This window comes from Pseudodesulfovibrio halophilus DSM 5663, assembly GCF_059568665.1.
The window spans coordinates 220,370-238,648 of record NZ_JCANTV010000013.1 but is presented as its reverse complement, the minus strand read 5'-3'; the positions used below and the strand labels follow the sequence as shown (position 1 = coordinate 238,648).

Annotated in this window: 15 protein-coding genes and 2 tRNA genes; 12 read left to right on the top strand and 5 right to left on the bottom strand. The window is 61.4% G+C overall.

What is annotated here, in order from left to right:
• Positions 1–156: 156 nt before the first annotated feature.
• Both BR24_RS13200 and BR24_RS13195 read left to right on the top strand, forming a co-directional pair.
• Positions 157–232, top strand: a tRNA-Lys gene (locus BR24_RS13200).
• A 51-nt stretch (positions 233–283) separates the two neighbouring features.
• Positions 284–361 (top strand) — tRNA-Glu (locus tag BR24_RS13195).
• A 509-nt stretch (positions 362–870) separates the two neighbouring features.
• Here the strand turns inward: BR24_RS13195 and BR24_RS13190 are convergent.
• The gene (locus BR24_RS13190; RefSeq protein ID WP_496541950.1) at positions 871–2,040 is read right to left on the bottom strand and encodes a homocysteine biosynthesis protein; all 1,170 of its coding nucleotides are present in this window, start codon (positions 2,038–2,040) and stop codon (positions 871–873) included.
• 240 nt (positions 2,041–2,280) lie between these two features.
• Here BR24_RS13190 and BR24_RS13185 point away from each other — a divergent pair, with 240 nt between their 5' ends.
• The 6 genes from BR24_RS13185 (at position 2,281) to BR24_RS13160 (ending at position 11,728) form a co-directional block, all read left to right on the top strand.
• The gene (locus tag BR24_RS13185) at positions 2,281–3,591 is read left to right on the top strand and encodes a DnaA ATPase domain-containing protein (protein WP_496541949.1); all 1,311 of its coding nucleotides are present in this window, start codon (positions 2,281–2,283) and stop codon (positions 3,589–3,591) included.
• 142 nt (positions 3,592–3,733) lie between these two features.
• Positions 3,734–4,903 carry a DNA polymerase III subunit beta gene (dnaN, locus tag BR24_RS13180; protein ID WP_496541948.1) on the top strand — a complete coding sequence of 390 codons (1,170 nt, stop codon included), beginning with the start codon at positions 3,734–3,736 and terminating at the stop codon, positions 4,901–4,903.
• Entirely contained in the window at positions 4,904–7,294 is a 2,391-nt protein-coding gene (gene gyrB / locus BR24_RS13175) for a DNA topoisomerase (ATP-hydrolyzing) subunit B (RefSeq protein ID WP_496541947.1), read from the top strand.
• A gap of 24 nt (positions 7,295–7,318) precedes the next feature.
• On the top strand, positions 7,319–9,754 hold the full coding sequence (gene gyrA / locus BR24_RS13170; RefSeq protein WP_496541946.1) for a DNA gyrase subunit A: 2,436 nt from the start codon (positions 7,319–7,321) through the stop codon (positions 9,752–9,754).
• Positions 9,755–9,772: 18 nt separating this feature from the next.
• Positions 9,773–10,555: a tetratricopeptide repeat protein gene (locus BR24_RS13165; protein ID WP_496541945.1), complete on the top strand. Its 783-nt coding sequence runs from the start codon at positions 9,773–9,775 to the stop codon at positions 10,553–10,555.
• Between the two features lie 6 nt (positions 10,556–10,561).
• On the top strand, positions 10,562–11,728 hold the full coding sequence (locus tag BR24_RS13160) for a geranylgeranyl reductase family protein (RefSeq protein ID WP_496541944.1): 1,167 nt from the start codon (positions 10,562–10,564) through the stop codon (positions 11,726–11,728).
• Between the two features lie 9 nt (positions 11,729–11,737).
• On the opposite strand, the gene BR24_RS13155 is transcribed toward BR24_RS13160, so the two are convergent.
• Together BR24_RS13155 and BR24_RS13150 are read right to left on the bottom strand one after the other, a co-directional pair.
• Entirely contained in the window at positions 11,738–12,499 is a 762-nt protein-coding gene (locus tag BR24_RS13155) for a YbaY family lipoprotein (RefSeq protein WP_496541943.1), read from the bottom strand.
• Positions 12,500–12,570: 71 nt separating this feature from the next.
• Positions 12,571–13,767 carry an HD domain-containing phosphohydrolase gene (locus BR24_RS13150; RefSeq protein WP_496541942.1) on the bottom strand — a complete coding sequence of 399 codons (1,197 nt, stop codon included), beginning with the start codon at positions 13,765–13,767 and terminating at the stop codon, positions 12,571–12,573.
• Between the two features lie 166 nt (positions 13,768–13,933).
• Between BR24_RS13150 and BR24_RS13145 the strand changes: the two genes are divergently transcribed.
• Together BR24_RS13145 and BR24_RS13140 are read left to right on the top strand one after the other, a co-directional pair.
• On the top strand, positions 13,934–14,341 hold the full coding sequence (locus tag BR24_RS13145; protein ID WP_496541941.1) for a hypothetical protein: 408 nt from the start codon (positions 13,934–13,936) through the stop codon (positions 14,339–14,341).
• Positions 14,338–14,535, top strand: a complete 198-nt coding sequence (locus tag BR24_RS13140) for a hypothetical protein (protein ID WP_496541940.1) — start codon at positions 14,338–14,340, stop codon at positions 14,533–14,535. Before BR24_RS13145 ends, BR24_RS13140 begins: the two co-directional genes overlap by 4 nt.
• Here the strand turns inward: BR24_RS13140 and BR24_RS13135 are convergent.
• Positions 14,517–15,443 (bottom strand): tetratricopeptide repeat protein, encoded by a 927-nt coding sequence (locus BR24_RS13135; protein WP_496541939.1) that lies wholly within the window; start codon positions 15,441–15,443, stop codon positions 14,517–14,519. The two genes, BR24_RS13140 and BR24_RS13135, sit on opposite strands and share 19 nt — an antisense overlap.
• A gap of 56 nt (positions 15,444–15,499) precedes the next feature.
• Between BR24_RS13135 and BR24_RS13130 the strand changes: the two genes are divergently transcribed.
• Entirely contained in the window at positions 15,500–16,774 is a 1,275-nt protein-coding gene (locus tag BR24_RS13130) for a terminase large subunit domain-containing protein (RefSeq protein ID WP_496541938.1), read from the top strand.
• 51 nt (positions 16,775–16,825) lie between these two features.
• Positions 16,826–17,182: a hypothetical protein gene (locus tag BR24_RS13125; protein ID WP_496541937.1), complete on the top strand. Its 357-nt coding sequence runs from the start codon at positions 16,826–16,828 to the stop codon at positions 17,180–17,182.
• A 55-nt stretch (positions 17,183–17,237) separates the two neighbouring features.
• On the opposite strand, the gene proX is transcribed toward BR24_RS13125, so the two are convergent.
• On the bottom strand, positions 17,238–18,266 hold the full coding sequence (proX, locus tag BR24_RS13120; protein WP_496541936.1) for a glycine betaine/L-proline ABC transporter substrate-binding protein ProX: 1,029 nt from the start codon (positions 18,264–18,266) through the stop codon (positions 17,238–17,240).
• Positions 18,267–18,279 lie beyond the last annotated feature (13 nt).

Sequence of the window (18,279 nt, the reverse complement as noted above, 5' to 3'; positions counted from 1 at the left end):
AGGGATTATACCACCGCAAACCCATTTGGCAAGGAAAATTTTACATTTTCAGCAAAACCAACAAGTTAGAATGTCACAAAAAAGAAAATCGCTGCATGAAAAATTTACGCTTGACAGCGAAGACTCGCATAGCTATCAAAACAGTCCTTCGAGCTTGGGTCGTTAACTCAGTTGGTAGAGTATCTGCCTTTTAAGCAGAGAGTCGTTGGTTCGAGCCCAACACGACCCACCACAGCACAAGTGACAATGGCAGCCCGAACCGGGCTGCCATTTTTCATTCCGGGTCCCCATCGTCTAGCCCGGTCCAGGACGACGGCCTCTCACGCCGTTAACAGGGGTTCAAATCCCCTTGGGGACGCCAAGACAATTCAAAGGCTTACGTTTCGCGTGAAACGTAAGCCTTTTTTCATGATGCCTCCGGCGGGCCCTTCAGGCGGACCAAAGGGGCGGTCCCCCTTTGGAATCCCTGAGTTGTCCGCATGGTTGCAGCTTTCGGGTTCTTGCGACCGCACAAATCGCGTACAAGCTGCAACCATGCGGACGAGAATCTGTTTTTTCCATTTTTGACTGAACCACTCAAACCTACTCAAGCTGTATTGGACCTCAGGGCCAACATATCGATTAATCCGGTGTGAGGGTACTTTCTCTCATGAATTCCCGCTCTTCTCCCCTCACCCCAAAACCGCCAAGCCGCCTACGCGCCAAAGCTTTCGGAAAACCCTGTGTGGCTTGGCAATCCAAAGGTTTTAGGGAGATTCTTAAGAACCCTTTTGCAAAAGGGTTCTTAAGCCCTCGGAGAGCCGCCGGAGGCAAAAAAGGCCGCCCAATAATGGGCGGCCTTTTCATTTTGTCATTGGTGCCGGCTAGAAGCTACAGGCTGGTTATTTCTTCCTGTGCTTCGGTAAGTTGGAACTTGCCGTTTTCGATCCACTTCTTGAGTTCGTTGGCGATCTCGAGGGACATGGGGTAGCTGGTGAGGGGCACCGTGGGGGTTTTCTTGCCGTTCACGGTGATCTCGCCGGCCTTGAGTTCTTCGAGGGTGGCGTAGCCGAGGACTCGCGGCAGCCCGTTGGGGTAGTCGTAGCCGTAGTCCTTGATGGGCATGTGGATCTCGGAATCCGGGACGCCGGTGTACCATGCGATGTCCTCGTTGAGGATGGGGATGGGGATACCGACGCCGAGGTTGAGCGAGCTGCCGTAGCCGACATAGCTGATGCCGCGCACGTAGCGGGGGTTCATCCCTTTCATGTCGCCCTTGATCATGAGGGTGCCGGAGGGCGATGTGGGGATGCCGCGTTCGTTGCGGGGGGGCTTGCTGTTGTGCTGGGTGCCCGATCCGATGACGTAGCCGACGCTGCCGCCGAGGAAGATGCGTGTTCCGAGCCCGATGGTCTTGAGGTACGGATCGTTGAACAGGGGCGAGAGCTGTCCTGCGGTGGCGAAGTTGGCGTTATTGCAGTTGGGCTTGAGCGGGCCCATGTAGGTATAGATTGTCCTGCTGGTCAGGTTCACCGCGCAGTTGTAGTTCTGGTAGCAGTTGCGCGGGTTCATGAGCCATGCATTGGGAAGGTCGGCAAGGGTTATATCCTTGGCGAGCTCCTTTCTGGGATAGCAGTCGGTGCCGTAGGCCTTGGCGCGCAGGTGCACGGCCTTGCCTCGCAGCAGGTCTTCGATGACGTGTCCCCCGCCGTAGGTGAAGCGTCCGGGGTGGACCTTGTTGAGGGGGTCGTCTTCGCTGGGTTCGGTGCAGCCGAGGTAAGCGTCGACTGCGGCCAGCCCCGAGTAGCAGGGTACGTTGTTCAGCCACATTCGGGAGACCTTCATGACCGGGGGCTGCTGTCCTATGTTGAACAGCATGCCGGAGGAGCACATCGGGGAAAACGTTCCCGTCGTGACGACATCCACCTGTTCGGCGGCTTTGACCTTGCCTTCCTTCTGGACAAGCCGGGTCATCTCCTCTGCGTTCAGAACGACCGCTTTACCCTTGCGGATGCGATCGTTGATCTCCGTGATCGTCTTGGTGACTTTGTGAGTACCCATTCAATTCCTCCGTTTTGCCGCTGTTTTTCCGTGCGGCGCAAGACTTTGAATACTGGCTCAAAACGCGGCGCAAATCAAACACTTTGTCCGTCCCGATCTGGCGGCACGACTTGGCATTAGAGGCAAAATACGCTATAACCCACAGGTGCTCGGGTCATGTGGAACCCTTGTTAATAAAGCACTTTTTTCTTCTTTAATTCCAAAAACTTGAAAACAGCATATTCTCGCATCGGATAAAACGTGAAACAGGCCCTTCGCACGCACTTCAGGAAAACCTGCTCGGAAGACGAACTGACGAGATGGTTCGACCCTCTGGGAATCTTCGTTTCGGAAGAGGACCGGGCGGTCACGGTGGAGTTTCCCCACCAGTTCTTCGCGCAATGGTTCGAAGGCTCCATTCAGGACCGCTTCGAGGCCCAGCTCAACCTGTACCTCGGCACCGGCTACGAGGTGCACTACTCCAACGGGACCCCGGTCGGGGCAACGAGCGCGGCGCCGGCCCACAAGCCGGTGGTCAAGAAAATCGACTTCCCCTTCGACAGCCAGTTCACCTTCGACACGTTCCTCATCAACAAGAAGAACTACTTCCCGCTGGCTTCGGCCAAGGAAGTGGCCAAGCAGTCCGGATCGCTGTTCAACCCGTTCATCATCTGCGGCCCCAACGGGTCGGGCAAGACCCACCTGCTCAAGGCGGTCGCCAACGAGATAAGCAAACACCACGACAGCTCGGCCATCCATCTTTCGAACATGGATGAACTGCATACCATGTTCAACGTGCGCTTCGGCGGCGACTCGGTCAGGGCGCGAAACCACCTCTTCGGCCATGACTTCCTGTTCATTGACGATTTCCAGCAGATCCGGGCCTATCCGGGACTGCAGAACGAAATCATCAACATTTTCAACCACTTTTATGAAAACAGGAAACAGATGGTGCTGGGATGCCGGGACAAGATATCCAGTCTCGACTTCCTCGACCCCAATCTGCACTCGCGGCTGGGCTGGGGGCTGGTGGTCACTCTGAAGGAGCCGGACCTGGAAATCCGCGTGGGCTACATCCAGCAGCAGTGCCGGGAAAAGAAGCTGCCGCTGACCAAGGAGCAGATCCTCACGCTGGCCCAGCGGTTCACCGACTTCCGTTATCTTCAGGGTATCCTGCTCAAGTTGTTCGCTTTTCGGGAACTGGTGCACAAGGACCTCTCCCAGAAGGACTTCGAGCACATTTTGAACAACACCGAGGAGAAGGCCCACGACGAGCTGACCCCAAAGCAGATCATGGGCGTCGTCGGTGAGCATTATAATCTGAATGTGCGGGAACTTACCGGGTCAAAGCGACACCAGCCGGTAGCGCAGGCGCGGCAGATTGCCATGTACCTGTGTCGGGAGCTTTTGAGCATCTCCTACCCTGCCCTCGGACGTGCTTTTGGCGGAAAAGACCACAGCACGGTTCTCTACTCGGTAAAAAAAATCAATCAATTACGGAAAGATGACCACGATTTGAACCAGGTGTTGAAAATGTTGAAGAATAAGTGTCGGCATACTGCGGGACGATGAGCATGTTCCTTTCGGCTGTCGTTTGTGTGCTTGCGGGGTCACTCCAAGTGTTCAGATTTTTTCAAGCCAAAACAAACACTTGAAGTAGTTAGTCACATAGGTTCAGAGGCTATTAAAACCTTCTATGAAGGAGTAAAACAATATGTTTTTAAGAGTGAACAGGGATGAGATCATCGAAGGTCTCCAGAAATCGGCCAACATCATTCCCGCCAAGACGGGAGCCGCTTTCCTGAGAACCATCTGGCTGAACTGCGAGAACGGTTCCCTGAACATAATGTCCACGGACTCCAACCTGGAGTTCATGGGGTCATACCCCGCCGAGATCACCGAGGACGGTCTGGCGGGAGTTCAGGGGCGCGCCTTTTATGATCTGGTGAGGCAGCTCCGTGGAAATCAGGGCGAGCTCGTCATCAAGACTGACGGCGAGAATCAGAACGTGCTTGTGGAACAGGGCTCAAGGAAGTACAAGTTTCCGGTAAACGATCCGGAGTGGTTCCAGAAGTTCTCCTCCTACCCGGAAGACGGGTCGGTGTTCTGGTCCGGGGATTTTCTGGACGAGATGATCGACAAGCTGGCGTTCTGCATTTCCGAGGAGGATTCCATGGAGGCCATCGCGTGCCTGTACATGGCTCCCCGTGAGGTGGATGGTGAGAAGCTCATCGAGACCTGCGGCCTGAACGGGCACCAGTTCGCCATGTTCCGCTTCGTCAACGACGACATCCACGAGATGCTCCCGGAAGACGGCGTGCTCATCCAGCGCAAGTACCTTGCCGAGCTCAAGAAGTGGCTCACCGCCGAGGAGATCGAGATGAGCATCTCCGACAAGCGGCTGTTCTTCCGGACCGGTGACAAGCGCGAGACCTTCACCCTGCCGCTTTCGTACTACCAGTATCCGAATTACCACAGCTTCCTTGCCAAGCTGGGTGACGACGACGTGAGCAGGATCAAGGTGAACCGCGCCGAGGTGGTGGACGCGCTGGGCCGCATCCACCTGTTCAACACGGACTCCAACCGCTGCGCGTATTTCAACCTCTCGGCCACGGAAGTGACCGTGCATGCGCAGGGGCAGGACACCGGCACCGCGCGCGAGTCGCTGGACGCGGAGTATGCCGGAACGCTGGAGCGCATCGCGTTCCCGACCAAGAACCTGATAGAGATCCTGAATCACTTCAACTCCGAGTACGTGACGCTGACGCTCACCGGCACCGAGGCGCCCTGCGGCGTGACCGGCGAAGACGATCCGGACTACCAGGTCATTGTGATGCCCATGATGATTCAGGAAGAGACATACTACACCGAGGAAAACGCTTAAATGAGCAACCAGTACAACGCGGAAAGCATTACCGTTCTCGAGGGACTCGAGGCGGTCCGGAAACGTCCGGCAATGTACATCGGGTCCACGGACATCCGTGGCCTGCACCACCTCGTCTATGAAGTCATCGACAACTCCATCGACGAAGCCATGGCCGGGCACTGCGACAAGATCAAGGTGACCCTGCACATGGACAACTCGTGCACGGTCTCGGACAACGGCCGCGGCATTCCCGTGGAAATCCATCCCAAGGAAGGCGTTCCGGCGGTGCAGCTGGCCATGACCACGCTGCACGCGGGCGGCAAGTTCGACAACGACTCGTACAAGGTCTCCGGCGGCCTGCACGGCGTCGGCGTGTCCTGCGTCAACGCGCTTTCCGAGTTCATGGAGACCACGGTCAAGCGCGACGGCAAGACCTACCGCATGAAGTTCGAGCGCGGGGCTCCCGTTGGCGGCCTTGAGGAAATCGGCGACGCCAGCTCCACAGGCACCACGCAGCGGTTCCGCCCGGACGAGGATATCTTCGAGGTCAACAAGTTCGACTTCGACGTGCTCAAGAAGCGTTTCAAGGAGCTGGCCTACCTGAACTCCGGCCTGACAATCGAGTTCAAGGACGAGCGCAGCGACGAGCACGAGAGCTTCCGTTTCGACGGCGGCATCATCGAGTATGTGGAGAACCTGAACGCCAGCCAGACCACCATCGGAGACATCATCTTCGGTCAGGGCGAGGCGGAGAACATCATCGTGGAGTTCGCGATCCAGTACACCACGGCGTACAAGGAAAACACGTACACCTTCGCGAACAACATCCGCACGGTCGAGGGCGGAACGCACCTTGCCGGCTTCAAGACCGCGCTGACACGGGCCATCAACAACTACATCACCAACGCGGACCTGCCCAAGAAGCTCATCAAGCGCCTGAGCGGCGAGGATGTGCGCGAGGGGCTGACCGCGGTCATTTCGGTGAAGCTGCCCGACCCGCAGTTCGAAGGCCAGACCAAGACCAAGCTGGGCAACTCCGAAGCCACCGGGCTCGTTTCCGGGCTGGTGTACGAGAAGCTCAACACCTTTTTCGAGGAGAACCCCAAGGAGGCGCGCGCCATCATCGAGAAGGTGGTGGATGCGGCCCGGGCACGCGAGGCGGCGCGCAAGGCGCGGGATCTCGTGCGGCGCAAGGGGGCGCTCTCCGACAACTCCCTGCCGGGCAAGCTGGCGGACTGCCAGTCCAAGGACCCCTCCCTCTCCGAACTGTTCATCGTCGAGGGTGACTCGGCAGGCGGTTCCGCGAAGCAGGGACGCGATCCCAAGCATCAGGCCATTCTGCCGCTTCGAGGCAAGATCCTGAACGTGGAGAAGACGCGCTTCGACAAGATGCTCTCCAACAAGGAGATTCGCGCGCTCATCACGGCCATGGGCATCGGCATCGGCACGGAGGACGACGAGAAGGACTACGACAAGCTGCGCTATCACAAGGTTGTGATCATGACTGACGCCGACGTCGACGGCTCGCACATCCGTACGCTGCTGCTGACGTTCTTCTATCGCCAGTACGAGGAGCTGATCACCCGCGGTCACCTCTACATCGCCCAGCCGCCGCTGTTCCGCGCCCATCGCGGCAAGTTCGAGCGGTTCATCAAGGACGAGCCGGATCTGGAGACCTTCCTGCTGGAGCAGGTGCGCGACAGCCTGAGCCTCGTGACCAAAAGCGGCCGCACCGTGGAGGGAGAGCCGCTCATCGCCACGCTGAACACCATCCGCTTCCTCAAGGAAAAGTACGAGGAGGCCGCGAACATGGGCATCGAGGAGGAGCTGTTCTCAGCCCTCATCTACTTCCCGGAGCGCATCCAGTACACGCACTTCGAGACGCACGATCCCGCAGAGTTCAAGGCGGCCTTCGAGGCGCGCGGCTTCAAGGTGGATATCATCACCGAGCATGACTACGAGGCCGAAAAGGAACGCACCTACATCGTTTTCGAAAACGAGAACGGCCACCGCTATCGCATGGCCATGGAGTTCTTCCACTCCAAGGTCTACAAGCGTTCCTTCCAGGCCATGAGCGAGCTTCGCGAAGCGTTCGGCGAATTCGAGTTCACCCTGCACATCAAGAACGAGGTGCGCGAGGTGGCCGATATCTTCGCCGTGTACAACACGATCATCGAGGAAGCGCACCGCGGCTGGCAGATCCAGCGCTACAAGGGTCTGGGTGAAATGAACCCCGACCAGCTCTGGGAGACCACCATGCTCCCGGAGAAGCGCACCATGCTGCAGGTGTCCATCGAGGACGCGGCAGCGGCCGACGCCATCTTCACCGACCTCATGGGCGATGAAGTGGAGCCGCGCCGTCAATTCATCGAAAAGAACGCACTCAGCGTGCAGGAACTGGATATCTAGCCACCGGAAAAGGCAGAGAACGACATGAGCAACACCATTTCCATCGAAAGCGAACTCAAGAAGAGCTATCTCGAGTACTCGCTCAGCGTCATCATCGGACGCGCCATTCCGGACGTGCGCGACGGGCTGAAACCGGTCCACCGCCGCATCCTCTATGCGATGCACGACCTCGGAAACACCTTCAACCGGCCGTACAAGAAGTCGGCCCGCGTTGTCGGTGACGTCATCGGTAAATACCACCCGCACGGCGACTCGGCCGTGTATGACGCCCTTGTCCGCATGGCACAGGATTTTTCCATGCGCGACCCCCTCGTGGACGGACAGGGCAACTTCGGTTCCATCGACGGCGACGCCGCGGCGGCCATGCGTTACACCGAGGCGCGCATGGCAAAGCTGTGCGGCGAGTTCCTGACCGACATCGAAAAGAACACCGTCGACTACCGCCCCAACTACGACAACACCCTGCAGGAACCGGCGGTGCTGCCCACCAAGGTCCCGAACCTGCTGCTCAACGGCACGGCGGGCATCGCGGTCGGCATGGCCACCAACATCCCGCCCCACAACCTCGGTGAACTCATCAAGGGCACCATGCACCTTCTGGACAACGAAGAGTGCACCGTGGGCGACCTGATGCAGTACATCAAGGGGCCGGACTTCCCCACCGGGGCCATGGTCTACGGCGGCAAGGGCCTCATCGACGCCTACCACACCGGCCGCGGTTCCATCCGCATCCGCGGCGTGGTGGAACGCGAGGAGCGCAAGGGCAACCGGGAATCCATCGTCATCAAGGAGATCCCCTACGCCCTGAACAAGTCCACGCTGGTGGAAAAGATCGCCCAGCTGGTCAACGAGAAGAAGATCGACGGCATTACCGACCTGCGCGACGAGTCCGACCGCACCGGCATCCGCATCGTGATGGATCTCAAGCGCGGCGCCATCGCCGACATCATCATCAACGCGCTGTACAAGTTCACCCCGCTGGAGACGAGCTTCGGCATCAACATGATGGCCGTCGTGGGCAACCGCCCCATGCTGCTCAACCTCAAGCAGGTGCTGAGCCACTTCCTCGATCACCGTCGCGAAGTCATCATCCGCCGCACCAAGTACGACAAGGACAAGGCCGAAAAGCGCGTCCACGTGCTGGAAGGGCTCAAGATCGCGGTGGACAACATCGACGAGGTGGTACGCCTGATCCGCGGGTCCGCATCTCCCGAAGAGGCCCGGAACAACCTCATCGAGCGCTTCGAGCTCTCCATGGTGCAGGCCAAGGCCATCCTGGACATGCGCCTGCAGAAGCTCACCGGACTCGAGCGCGACAAGCTGGTGGAGGAACTCACCGAGCTGCTCAAGATGATCGAGTACTACATCAGCATTCTGGAGAACGAGGAGGTCCTCAAGGGCGTCATTCGTGACGAGCTTCAGGGCATCTACGACAACTACGCCACGCCGCGTAAGTCCGAGCTGCTGGACCAGGACCCCTCCGAAATAGACATCGAGGACCTGATCGCGGACGACGACGCGGTGGTGACGCTGTCCCGCAAGGGCTACATCAAGCGCACGCCGCTCTCCAACTATCAGGCCCAGCGCCGTGGCGGAAAGGGTATTTCCGGCGTGCAGACCGGCGACGGGGACTTCATCCAGAACTTCCTGCTCACCACCAACCACCAGTGGCTGCTGCTGTTCACCAACCACGGCAAGATGTTCAAGATCAAGGCGCATCAGGTGCCCGAGGGCAGCCGCTACGCCAAGGGCGCGCATATCGCCAACCTGCTGCCGCTGGAGAAGGAAGAGTACGTGGCCAAGGCCATGAGCCTGCGCGAACTCTCCGAAGACCGTTTCTTCCTGTTCGTGACCAGAAAGGGCATGATCAAGCGCTCCAGCCAGGACCTGTACGCCAACTGCCGCGCCTCCGGCCTGCGCGCCGTGAACCTGCGCGACGGCGACGAGCTGCTCAGCGTCATGGAAGTGAGCCCGGACGCGGACTGCATCCTCGCCACGCAGCAGGGAACCGCCATCCGCTTCAACATCCGCGACGCACGCCCCATGGGCCGCGCCGCTGCCGGTGTGAAGGGCATCTCCCTGCGCGAGGGAGACCGCGTGGTCTCCGCCGTGGTCACCACAGAGGACGACCGCGACCAGCTGCTGACCATCTCCGAGGGCGGCTTCGGCAAGCGCACCGGCATCGATCAGTACCGCATCCAGTCCCGGGGCGGTAAGGGCATCCTGAACATGCGCCTGACCACCAAGACCGGCAAGGTGCTCGGCGCGAGCCTCGTGAACGAGACCGACGAGGTCATCCTGCTGACGTCCAACAACAAGATCATCCGCATGAGCGTGGGCGAGATAACCCTCACCCGCGGCCGCGCCACGCAGGGCGTGCGCCTCGTGCGGCTCGACGAGAAGGGGCACGTGGTCGGCTTCGACTTTGTCCGCGACTCGGAAATCGACGAGAAGGAATAATCGGTGATAGGACGATTCATGAGGGCCGGCTTCGTGCCGGCCCTTCTTCTCATCGCCCTGCTCGGGCTTTTCGGATGCGGCAACGGGGCGAGCCCCGGCGAGCAGGATCTGGAAAACGCCAGAAAGAGCTTCGACAACGGGTTCTTTCTGGAGGCCGAGGCCGGGTACGAGCGGTATCTTCAGCTCGAGCCGCAGGGCAAGCACCGCAAGGAGGCCTGGAGCCGCCTGCTGGACATCGCCCTGAACATCAAGGCCGACCTCGACCGCTCGGTGGCGCTGCTTGAGGCCATGTATCTCGAGCAGGGGGCCGACAAGGCCGAGGCCAGCGACATCATGTACCGGCTGGGCGAGCTCTATCAGCAGCTCGGCAAGCCGGAGAAGGCGCTGGAATCCTATGAGAAGTCGCTTCGTCTGAGCCAGAACCTGCCGGAACGGAAGGTGCGCGCGCAGCTGCAGCTGGCCCGCCTCTACCGGCTCAGGGGCAGTTACGATCTGGTGCTCGAAACGCTGGACGACTGCTCCCGCAGCGCCACGGACACAAGGCAGCGCGCCCGCTGCCTGTACGAACTGGCCCAGAGCTACAGCTTCATCAACAGCTGGGCGCAGGTGAAGAAGGCCGTGAATCAGCTCCTCGCCCTCGAGGGAGCTTCAGAGGAGCTCAAGGCCATGGGCATCTTCATCCTCGCCGACATGTACGAGCATGACCATAATTTCGAAAAGGCGCGGGAGCTGCTGATGTCCATCAAGGACACCTACCCCAACCCGCTGGTCATAGAGACGAGACTCGACAATCTGAAGTAGGCAGCCATGAAAGCACGGTACGACCTTGTGGTTTGCGGCGGAGGCCCCGCCGGATCATCCGCGGCCCTCGCCGCGGCGCGACAGGGTCTTTCCGTTGCCGTGCTGGAAAAGGAGGCCCACCCGCGGCGCAAGCTCTGCGGCGGCCTGCTCACATGGAAATCCATGCGCCTGCTCGACGAGCATTTCGGGCTGGACGAGGAGGCGCTGCGGCGCGCCGACGCTCTCTGCCACGTCTCGGACGAGTACGGCATCCGCAGTCCTCAGCGCCTGCTGGCCGAGGGCAGGCTCTCCCACCCCTTCCACTTCATCCGGCGCGAGGCGTTCGACGCCCTGCTTGCCAGAACCGCAGAATCGGCCGGTGTTCGCGTTTTCGATCATTGCCGGGTCTGCGGGTGCGATCACGAGTCAGGAGCCGTCCGGACGTCGCTGGGGACGATCTACGGGCATGTGGTGCTCGGGGCGGACGGGGTCAGCAGCACGGTGCGGCGCTGCATGCCGGACGCGGTGCGTTCCCGGCGCCGCTGGAAACGCTATCTGGCCCCCGCCATGGAAGGGTATGTTCCACGCGACGAGTGGCCCGGGCAGTTGGACAGGCCGGAACTCTACATCGGTTTTCTCGACGCGGGCTACGGCTGGGTGTTCCCGAACAGTGACCGCGTGCTCGTGGGCATGTGCGGCCTCAGGCGCGGCAAGCGACCTTTTACGAAAAATGTTGAGGAATACCTGAATTTTCTCGGGGTTGACCCGGAAAATGTCCGGGGAATGCGCGGACATCCCCTGCCCTACGGAAACTGGCTCTCCGATCCGGCGCGCGGCCGGGTGCTCCTCGCGGGCGACGCCGCGGGCATAGTGGAGCCGCTGTTCGGAGAAGGGCTCTTTTTCGCCATGGCCTCAGGTCGTTGCGCCGGGCTGGCGGCTCATGAACAAAGGCAGGGAATCATGCCCGCGGCCAAGGCCTACAGGGAAACGCTGAACCGCGAGATTATTCCCGAACTCCGGGGCTCGGAGAGGCTCCGCACACAGGTCTTCAAGGGGCTCAGACTCGCCGGTGACGGCGGATTCGGCCTGATCCTGCGGGCGTTCGCGGGCATCCTCGGCGACGTGGTGCACGGCAAGCGCTCCTACCGCACCTTCCGCAGAACCAGCTGGGACTTCCGGCTGCCTTCTTCCTGATCCGCAGCCCTACCGCGGCATTTTCAGGAGAATATCCACCGGCCCGCCGTCTTCCGGCAGAGGGTGGTGTTCCGTGGTGGTGAACATCAGCCTGCCCATGTAGCGGATTTCCGCACGAATCGCGTACCGCATGCCGGGTTTGATCAGCTTCGGGTCGTATTCCAGGTGAAACCGGATGGGCACCTGCCCTGGGTTCTCGATGCGCTGCTCGGCAAGCACCGGAGCGGCGGCGTCCTGCCGGGACACGTCCAGCAGCCGGATGATGGCCACGGCGTCCGGCCCGAGGGCGATGCGTTCGCGATAGGTCAGCGCCCCCTTCACCACGGCATCCTTTTTGATTTCATGAAAGATCATGGGCTGTTCTTCCCCTTTCATGAATATGTGCAGAGCTCCGGTCTCGGGATGGACGGAGGCGGACTCTGCCTTGGCGAGCCCTTGGAAAAAGCGGGATTCCTGTTCATTGACGGCCTCAGCCGGACACAGGGCCATGGTGGCCGCAAGTGGACCGATATGCAGTTTGCCGTCGCGCAGCTCCCATTTGCCGGAGTACGCGTTGCAGCCGCCGCTGCCGGAGACCCGCCCGTCGCGGCCGAAAAAAATGGTGGTGTTGCTGAAGTCGATTACGGGACGCTCCCCGATGGATTCCAGCCGCCACTGGCGGGCGGTGAAATCCTCAGGTTCCGTCGGCTGCGGGGACTTGACGGCACAGGCCGTCAGCAGCACGCAGCAGAGCAGTGCCGAAAGACGATGCATGGTGACAATGCGGTTCATGGCGGTCTCCTGTAATTGGTGATGCTCAATGGATACCACGATGATTCGAGCATGGGAACGACGAGCTGTTTTTAAGCAGCCAGAGCCTTGAAACGGGAGAGCGCCTTTTCCTGTGAGAGCACGCGCAAGTCATTGATGGACACGAACTGCTGTTGCAAAAGGTTGACGACCGTGCCGTCGAGCAGGCCGGACTCCACCATGCCCTCGAGGACCTGAATGGTGGCGTGCCTGTCCATGCCGGAGCGGTACGGGCGGTCTTCCGTCAGGGCGGTGAACACGTCGGCCACGGCCATGATGCGGGAGCCCTCGGAAAGCTCCTCGGACGCCAGCCCGTGGGGATAGCCGCCACCGTCGAGGCGCTCGTGATGCTGGCTGGCCCAGAGGCAGATATCGCCGAGACCGTCCACGGAGCCGAGAATCTTTTCCGTCACCAGCGTATGCCCGCGCATGATCTCGAACTCGCTTTCGGTGAGCATGTCGGGCTTTTCGATTATCTCCGAGGGGACGGCCAGCTTGCCGAGGTCGTGCAGCAGCCCGGCCAGCTTCAGGAGGCGAAGTTCGTCCTCGGTCATGCCGGTGAGCCTGCCAAGTTCCTGCGCGATGGTGGAGACCCCGCAGGAGTGCGTGGCGGTGAAGCGGCTCCGGAAGTCGATGACGTGGGAAAACGCGTCGCAGAAGCCGACCACGTCGCTCGAGGGGATGATGCGGTTTTCCACGCGGCGAAGCCATGTGTATCCCTCGTCTGCGAGCAGCTTCTCTCGCATGGCGAGTACGTCCGGCGAGAGCAGGTCCACGACGCGCGGTGCGAAGGCGGTTCCGGCGAGGCGGTCGAGGCGCGGCAGCAGATCGGGCGAAAGGTGGGCCACGTCAACGCGGTCCGCGAGGTTGAGCACGTTTGCCAGCAGCGCTTCGTCCGCCGGAACGTCCTCGGGGATCTGGTCCCAAGGGGTGTGATGCAGCCGGATGAGGCGTGCGGGCCGGGCCATGTGCGGCACGTCGCACAGCAGCCTCCAGCCGGTCTCCGCGTGGTGGATGTCTTTTGTCTCGAAATCCAGCGCGTCGAGGCGGGCCTTGCGGCTGAAGGCGCCGATGTCGTGCAGAAGCGCGGCCACGAAGAGGTCCGTCAGGTCCTGCCCGGTGAAGTTCAGCTGATGGGCGAGGGTGGCGGCAATTTCCGCGGTACGGCTGTGATGGCCCACCACCTGCGGACTGATGAGGTCCAGCGCGTGGGAAATGCCTGCCGTCAGGTCGATGATTTTCAGGTCCATGCTTTCGTCTCCGCGTAAAGAATGTCCGGTTACGCAAATCCCTGTCAACCCGAAATAACGCCCTTGCCATGCCCGTGGAGGCTCCGTTTGCGCCCGGGACCGGAAACCCGTGCCATACTGGTGACGCCGGAGGGCCGTTTTCATCTTGCGACAGGGAGAAAGAAAAATGGCCGTGGGAATAGTGGCGGCAATCGGCGGGCTGCTCTCCACCGTGGTGGAAGGGGTGGCCGGACATCTGAAGCAGCGGCAGGAGCTCAAGAAAAAGGTCATGGAAAACCGGATGCGGCTGGCCTCCAGTGACCGGGAGTTCAATCATGAATGGGAGATGCGCCAGCTTGAAAATGCTGGATGGAAGGATGACATCCTGTTTTTGGCGTGGATCGGATTTTTCATTTGGAGCGGCGTGTTTCCGGACGAGGCCGCGCGGGTCATCGGGGCGTGGGAGCGCTTGCCTGCGTGGTTTCTGGAAATCACCTTCTGGATCGTGGCGGCCGTGCTGGGCGTGAAGAAGCTGGGGGACTACCTGCCGGGCATGGCGCGGGGCCTCAAGGACGCAATCGGAGGCGGGTCATGAGCGCAGCCGATATGGAACGCGAGGTCCGGGAACTGCTGGTGCGCATCGACGAGCGCGTCCGGGCGGTGCAGGAGGACATCCGCGAAATCAACGAAACGCGGCGCTGCCACACGCATCAGGAGCGGATGGTCTGGGGCTGCATGGCCTGCGTCACCGGAGTGGCGGCGCGGGTCATCTACGATGTCTTGCGCTGATCCGTCAGCCGCCGGGCGGTCTCGTCCATGCGTTCGGCGTCCTCCTGCCTCCCGTTCTTTCGATACCCGGCCGCGGCGCGGCGGTAGGCCCGAATCGCGCCGCCGGTGTCGCCGGACCGCTCGAGGGTGCGGGCATACAGGGCGCGAAGATCCGGGTTGTCCGGGTTGGAGGAGAGGGCGAAGTGCAGGTCCCGCGCGGCGTCGGCGTAGCGGCCCAGTCCCATCAGGGCCCGTGCGCGGCCTTCGAACGCCGGGGCGGAGTCGGGCCGAAGCGACGCGGCGCCGGAAAAGGCCCGGTAGGCCTGCTGATAGCGTTGCAGGGCGAGGCTGGATTGCCCCAGCCGGAAGCGGGAATCGAAATCGCCGGGCGACAGGGACATGGCCTGACGGAAATCCTCAACGGCTTTTTCGTGCTCGCCCAGCTCAGCGCGGATGGCACCCCGCTGCGTGTATGCCTGCGTGAGAGAGGTGTTTCGCGAGATGGCCTCGTCGAGGGCGTGGATGCCCTCGCGGGGCCGACCGGCCTGCCAGAGGGTATAGCCCAGCAGGTAGCGGGAGCGGGCGTCCGAGGGCTTGAGGGACGCGGCGCGCATCAGGTCGCGTTCCGCGCGGTCGTATTCGCCCAGCCGCGCCAGCGCGAGGCCTCGGTAGAGGTGCGCGTCGTAGTTGTCGGGGTCGAGCTCCACGGCTTCGCCGAGGGTGCGTACCGCGCCCTGCGGGTCGAGAAACTCCCCGTCGTGGAACAGGGAGAGCGCTTCGCTCACCTTCTGGGAGGCGGTGGCCTCCCTGCGGTCCTGATCCGTCATGGGGTGGTGCTCTACCTTGCCCTTGTCGATGATGCGGGACACCGCACAGCCGGAAAGAAGCGACGCAGAGACGAGAGTGATGAGAACGACACGAGCGATCATCGGTCGGGGATACTCCCGGTCGAAGCGAACGTCAATGCGAACAGGAACGACAAGCAATGGAAGAATTATATCGACCCCGGAAGCATCAGGCGGCCATCGAAGAGAGCCTCGCGCGGTTCTCCGTGCTGGTCTGCCACCGCAGGTTCGGCAAGACGGTGCTTTCGGTGAACCGGCTGATACGGCAGGCGAGGGAAACCGAACTGCCAGACTGGCGCGGCGCGTACATCGCCCCGCTCTACAAGCAGGCCAAGGCGGTGGTCTGGGACCACCTGAAGCACTTCTGCGGCGTGGGGCTGGAGGGGTGCGACGTGAAGTTCAACGAGTCCGAACTGCGGGCCGACTTCAAGAACGGTTCGCGTATCCGGCTCTTCGGAGCGAACAACCCGGATTCCCTGCGCGGCCTGTATCTGGACGCGGTGGTCTTCGACGAGGTGGCGCAGATGCCTTACCGCGTCTGGAGCGAGGTGGTCCGCCCCGCGCTGTCCGACCGCCGGGGCTGGGCGCTGTTCATAGGCACGCCGCAGGGCAAGAACGCCCTGTATCAGCTCTGGAACCGGGCCGGCGCCGACGAGGACTGGTTTACGGCCATGTACCGTGCTTCGGAGACCGGGGTGCTGCATCCCGACGAGCTGGCCGCGGCGCGGAGGGAGATGAGCCCGGAAGAGTACGAGCAGGAGTTCGAATGTTCTTTCACGGCCGCCATCCGTGGCGCCTACTTCGGCGGGCTGCTTGGCGATCTGGAGCGGGAGGGCCGCGTCGGTGCGGTTCCAGTGGACCCCACCATGCCCGTGCACACCGCGTGGGATCTCGGCATGAGCGATTCCACGTCCATCTGGTTCGTGCAGGCCGCCCCCGGCGGCGAGTACCGCGCCGTGGACTACTACGAGGCCTCTGGCGAGGGTCTGGAGCATTACGCCAAGGTGCTGGACGCAAAGGGCTACAAGTACGGCCGCCACATCGCGCCTCACGACATCCGTGTGCGCGAGCTCGGCACGGGCCGCTCCCGGCTGGAGACCGCCATGCGGCTGGGAATCCGCTTCGACATCTGCCCCAACATTCCGGTGCAGGACGGCATCAACGCGGTTCGGCAGATGCTGCCGCGCTTCCGGTTCGACGCCGGACGCTGCGAAGCGGGCATTGACGCCCTGCGGCATTACCGGCGCGAGTTCAACGAGCGGGCCGGAGATTTCATGCCGCGCCCCGTGCACGACTGGACCAGCCACGCCGTGGACGCTTTCCGCTACTTCGCCGTGGGGTTCCGAGAGCCGTCCGGACGAGCGCGCCCGGATAGGACCGCAAACGACTACAATCCCTTCGGAGAAGCGTCATGAGCGGATCCGCGAGGGAAACGACAAGCAACCGCAATGCGGATCGGAGGATTCATGCTGATTCGGCAGGAACAGGTGCCGCCCCCGTTCAGGGAATTTGCGCACAGGCAGCGGTACGAATGGTACCGCGCCGAAGACGAGCGAGGACTGTATGCGTGGCTGGCTCTTGCCGAGTCGGGCGAGGATATGGAGATGCATCTGGAGGCGGTCCGCTGGGGGCCGCAGACGCTGCGGTCCATGCGCACCGATATTGAACGGGTCAAGGAGAAGGCCCGCAGGCGCGGCCTGACCCGGCTGCTCGGCTTCAAGGCGGAGCAGGGGACTGAGCCCGACCCGCGCTGGCCCCGGTTCGTGCGCCTGTTCGGATTCGGCGGGCACGCGGTCATCCAGACGGCAGCTCTGGAGGTGTGAACAAAAAAGCCCCCGCCAAAAGGCGGGGGCTTTGATGCGTACAGGAATGGTGCGGCTACTTGGCGGCCTGACGGGCGGCTTCGAGCCAGCTGTCCCACTTGTCCTGGTTGTTGGCGATCCAGTCGTCAACGTGACGGGCGATGTCGCGGTCGGACTTTTCGCCTTCGTTCATCAGGGTATTCTGCTTGTTGATGTCTTCAAGCTGGAGAGTGAATTCCTGCATGAACTTGTGAGCGGCCGGATTCTTCTGCAGGAACTCCTTGTTGGCCACGATCTGGATGTCGGAAACCACGAAGCCGAGCTTTACCGGGTCGGACACGGCGCCCTTGATGCCGGAGACGGTCATGCGGTCTTCGGCCGGGGCCTGTGCTTCGGTGGGTTTGATTTCGGGCACGTTGATCCACACCACGTCTTCGCCGGGCTTCAGCTTGAATATGGTCCAGTTGGGGGCCCAGGTGTAGAAGAACACCGGACCGCCGCTCTTGTAGGTACCAAGGGCGGAAGCCATGCCGGCTTCGTAGGAAGCCTTGATGGGATTGATGTGGTCGCCGAGGTCGTAGGTCTTCATGTGATGGGTGATGATGTTCTCACAACCCCAGCCCGGAGGGCAGGCGGTCAGTTCGGCCTTGCCGTCGCCGTTGATGTCGAAGGCTTCCTTCACTTCGGGGCGCTTGAAGTCTTCCAGAGACTTGATGTTGAGCTTGTCGGCTTCCTTCTTGGAGACGAGGTAGCCCTGCAGGCCACCGGCCTTCACGACGTAGCCGACTTTCTGGGCCTTTTCGTCGAAGTTGCTGGGAACCTGGCTGTTGTGGTTGGGGAACCAGCCGTTGGCCCAGTAGTCCACGTCGCCGAAGGTGACGGACTTGTAGAAGATGGGGTTCTGCAGGTCCTTGGGCTGCTGGACGTCGTAGCCGAGCTGTTCCAGTCCGCGGCGAACAAGGGCTTCCTGGAAGAAGCCGGTGTTCCATGTGGCACGCGCAGGTTTGACGGTCACGCCTTCACCCGGCTTCATGTCCGAAGCCGCGGCGGCGGTGGCGAAAACGGCCACGCACAGAATCGCGATGAGTGCTTGTTTGAGTCGCATTTGAGCCTCCTGT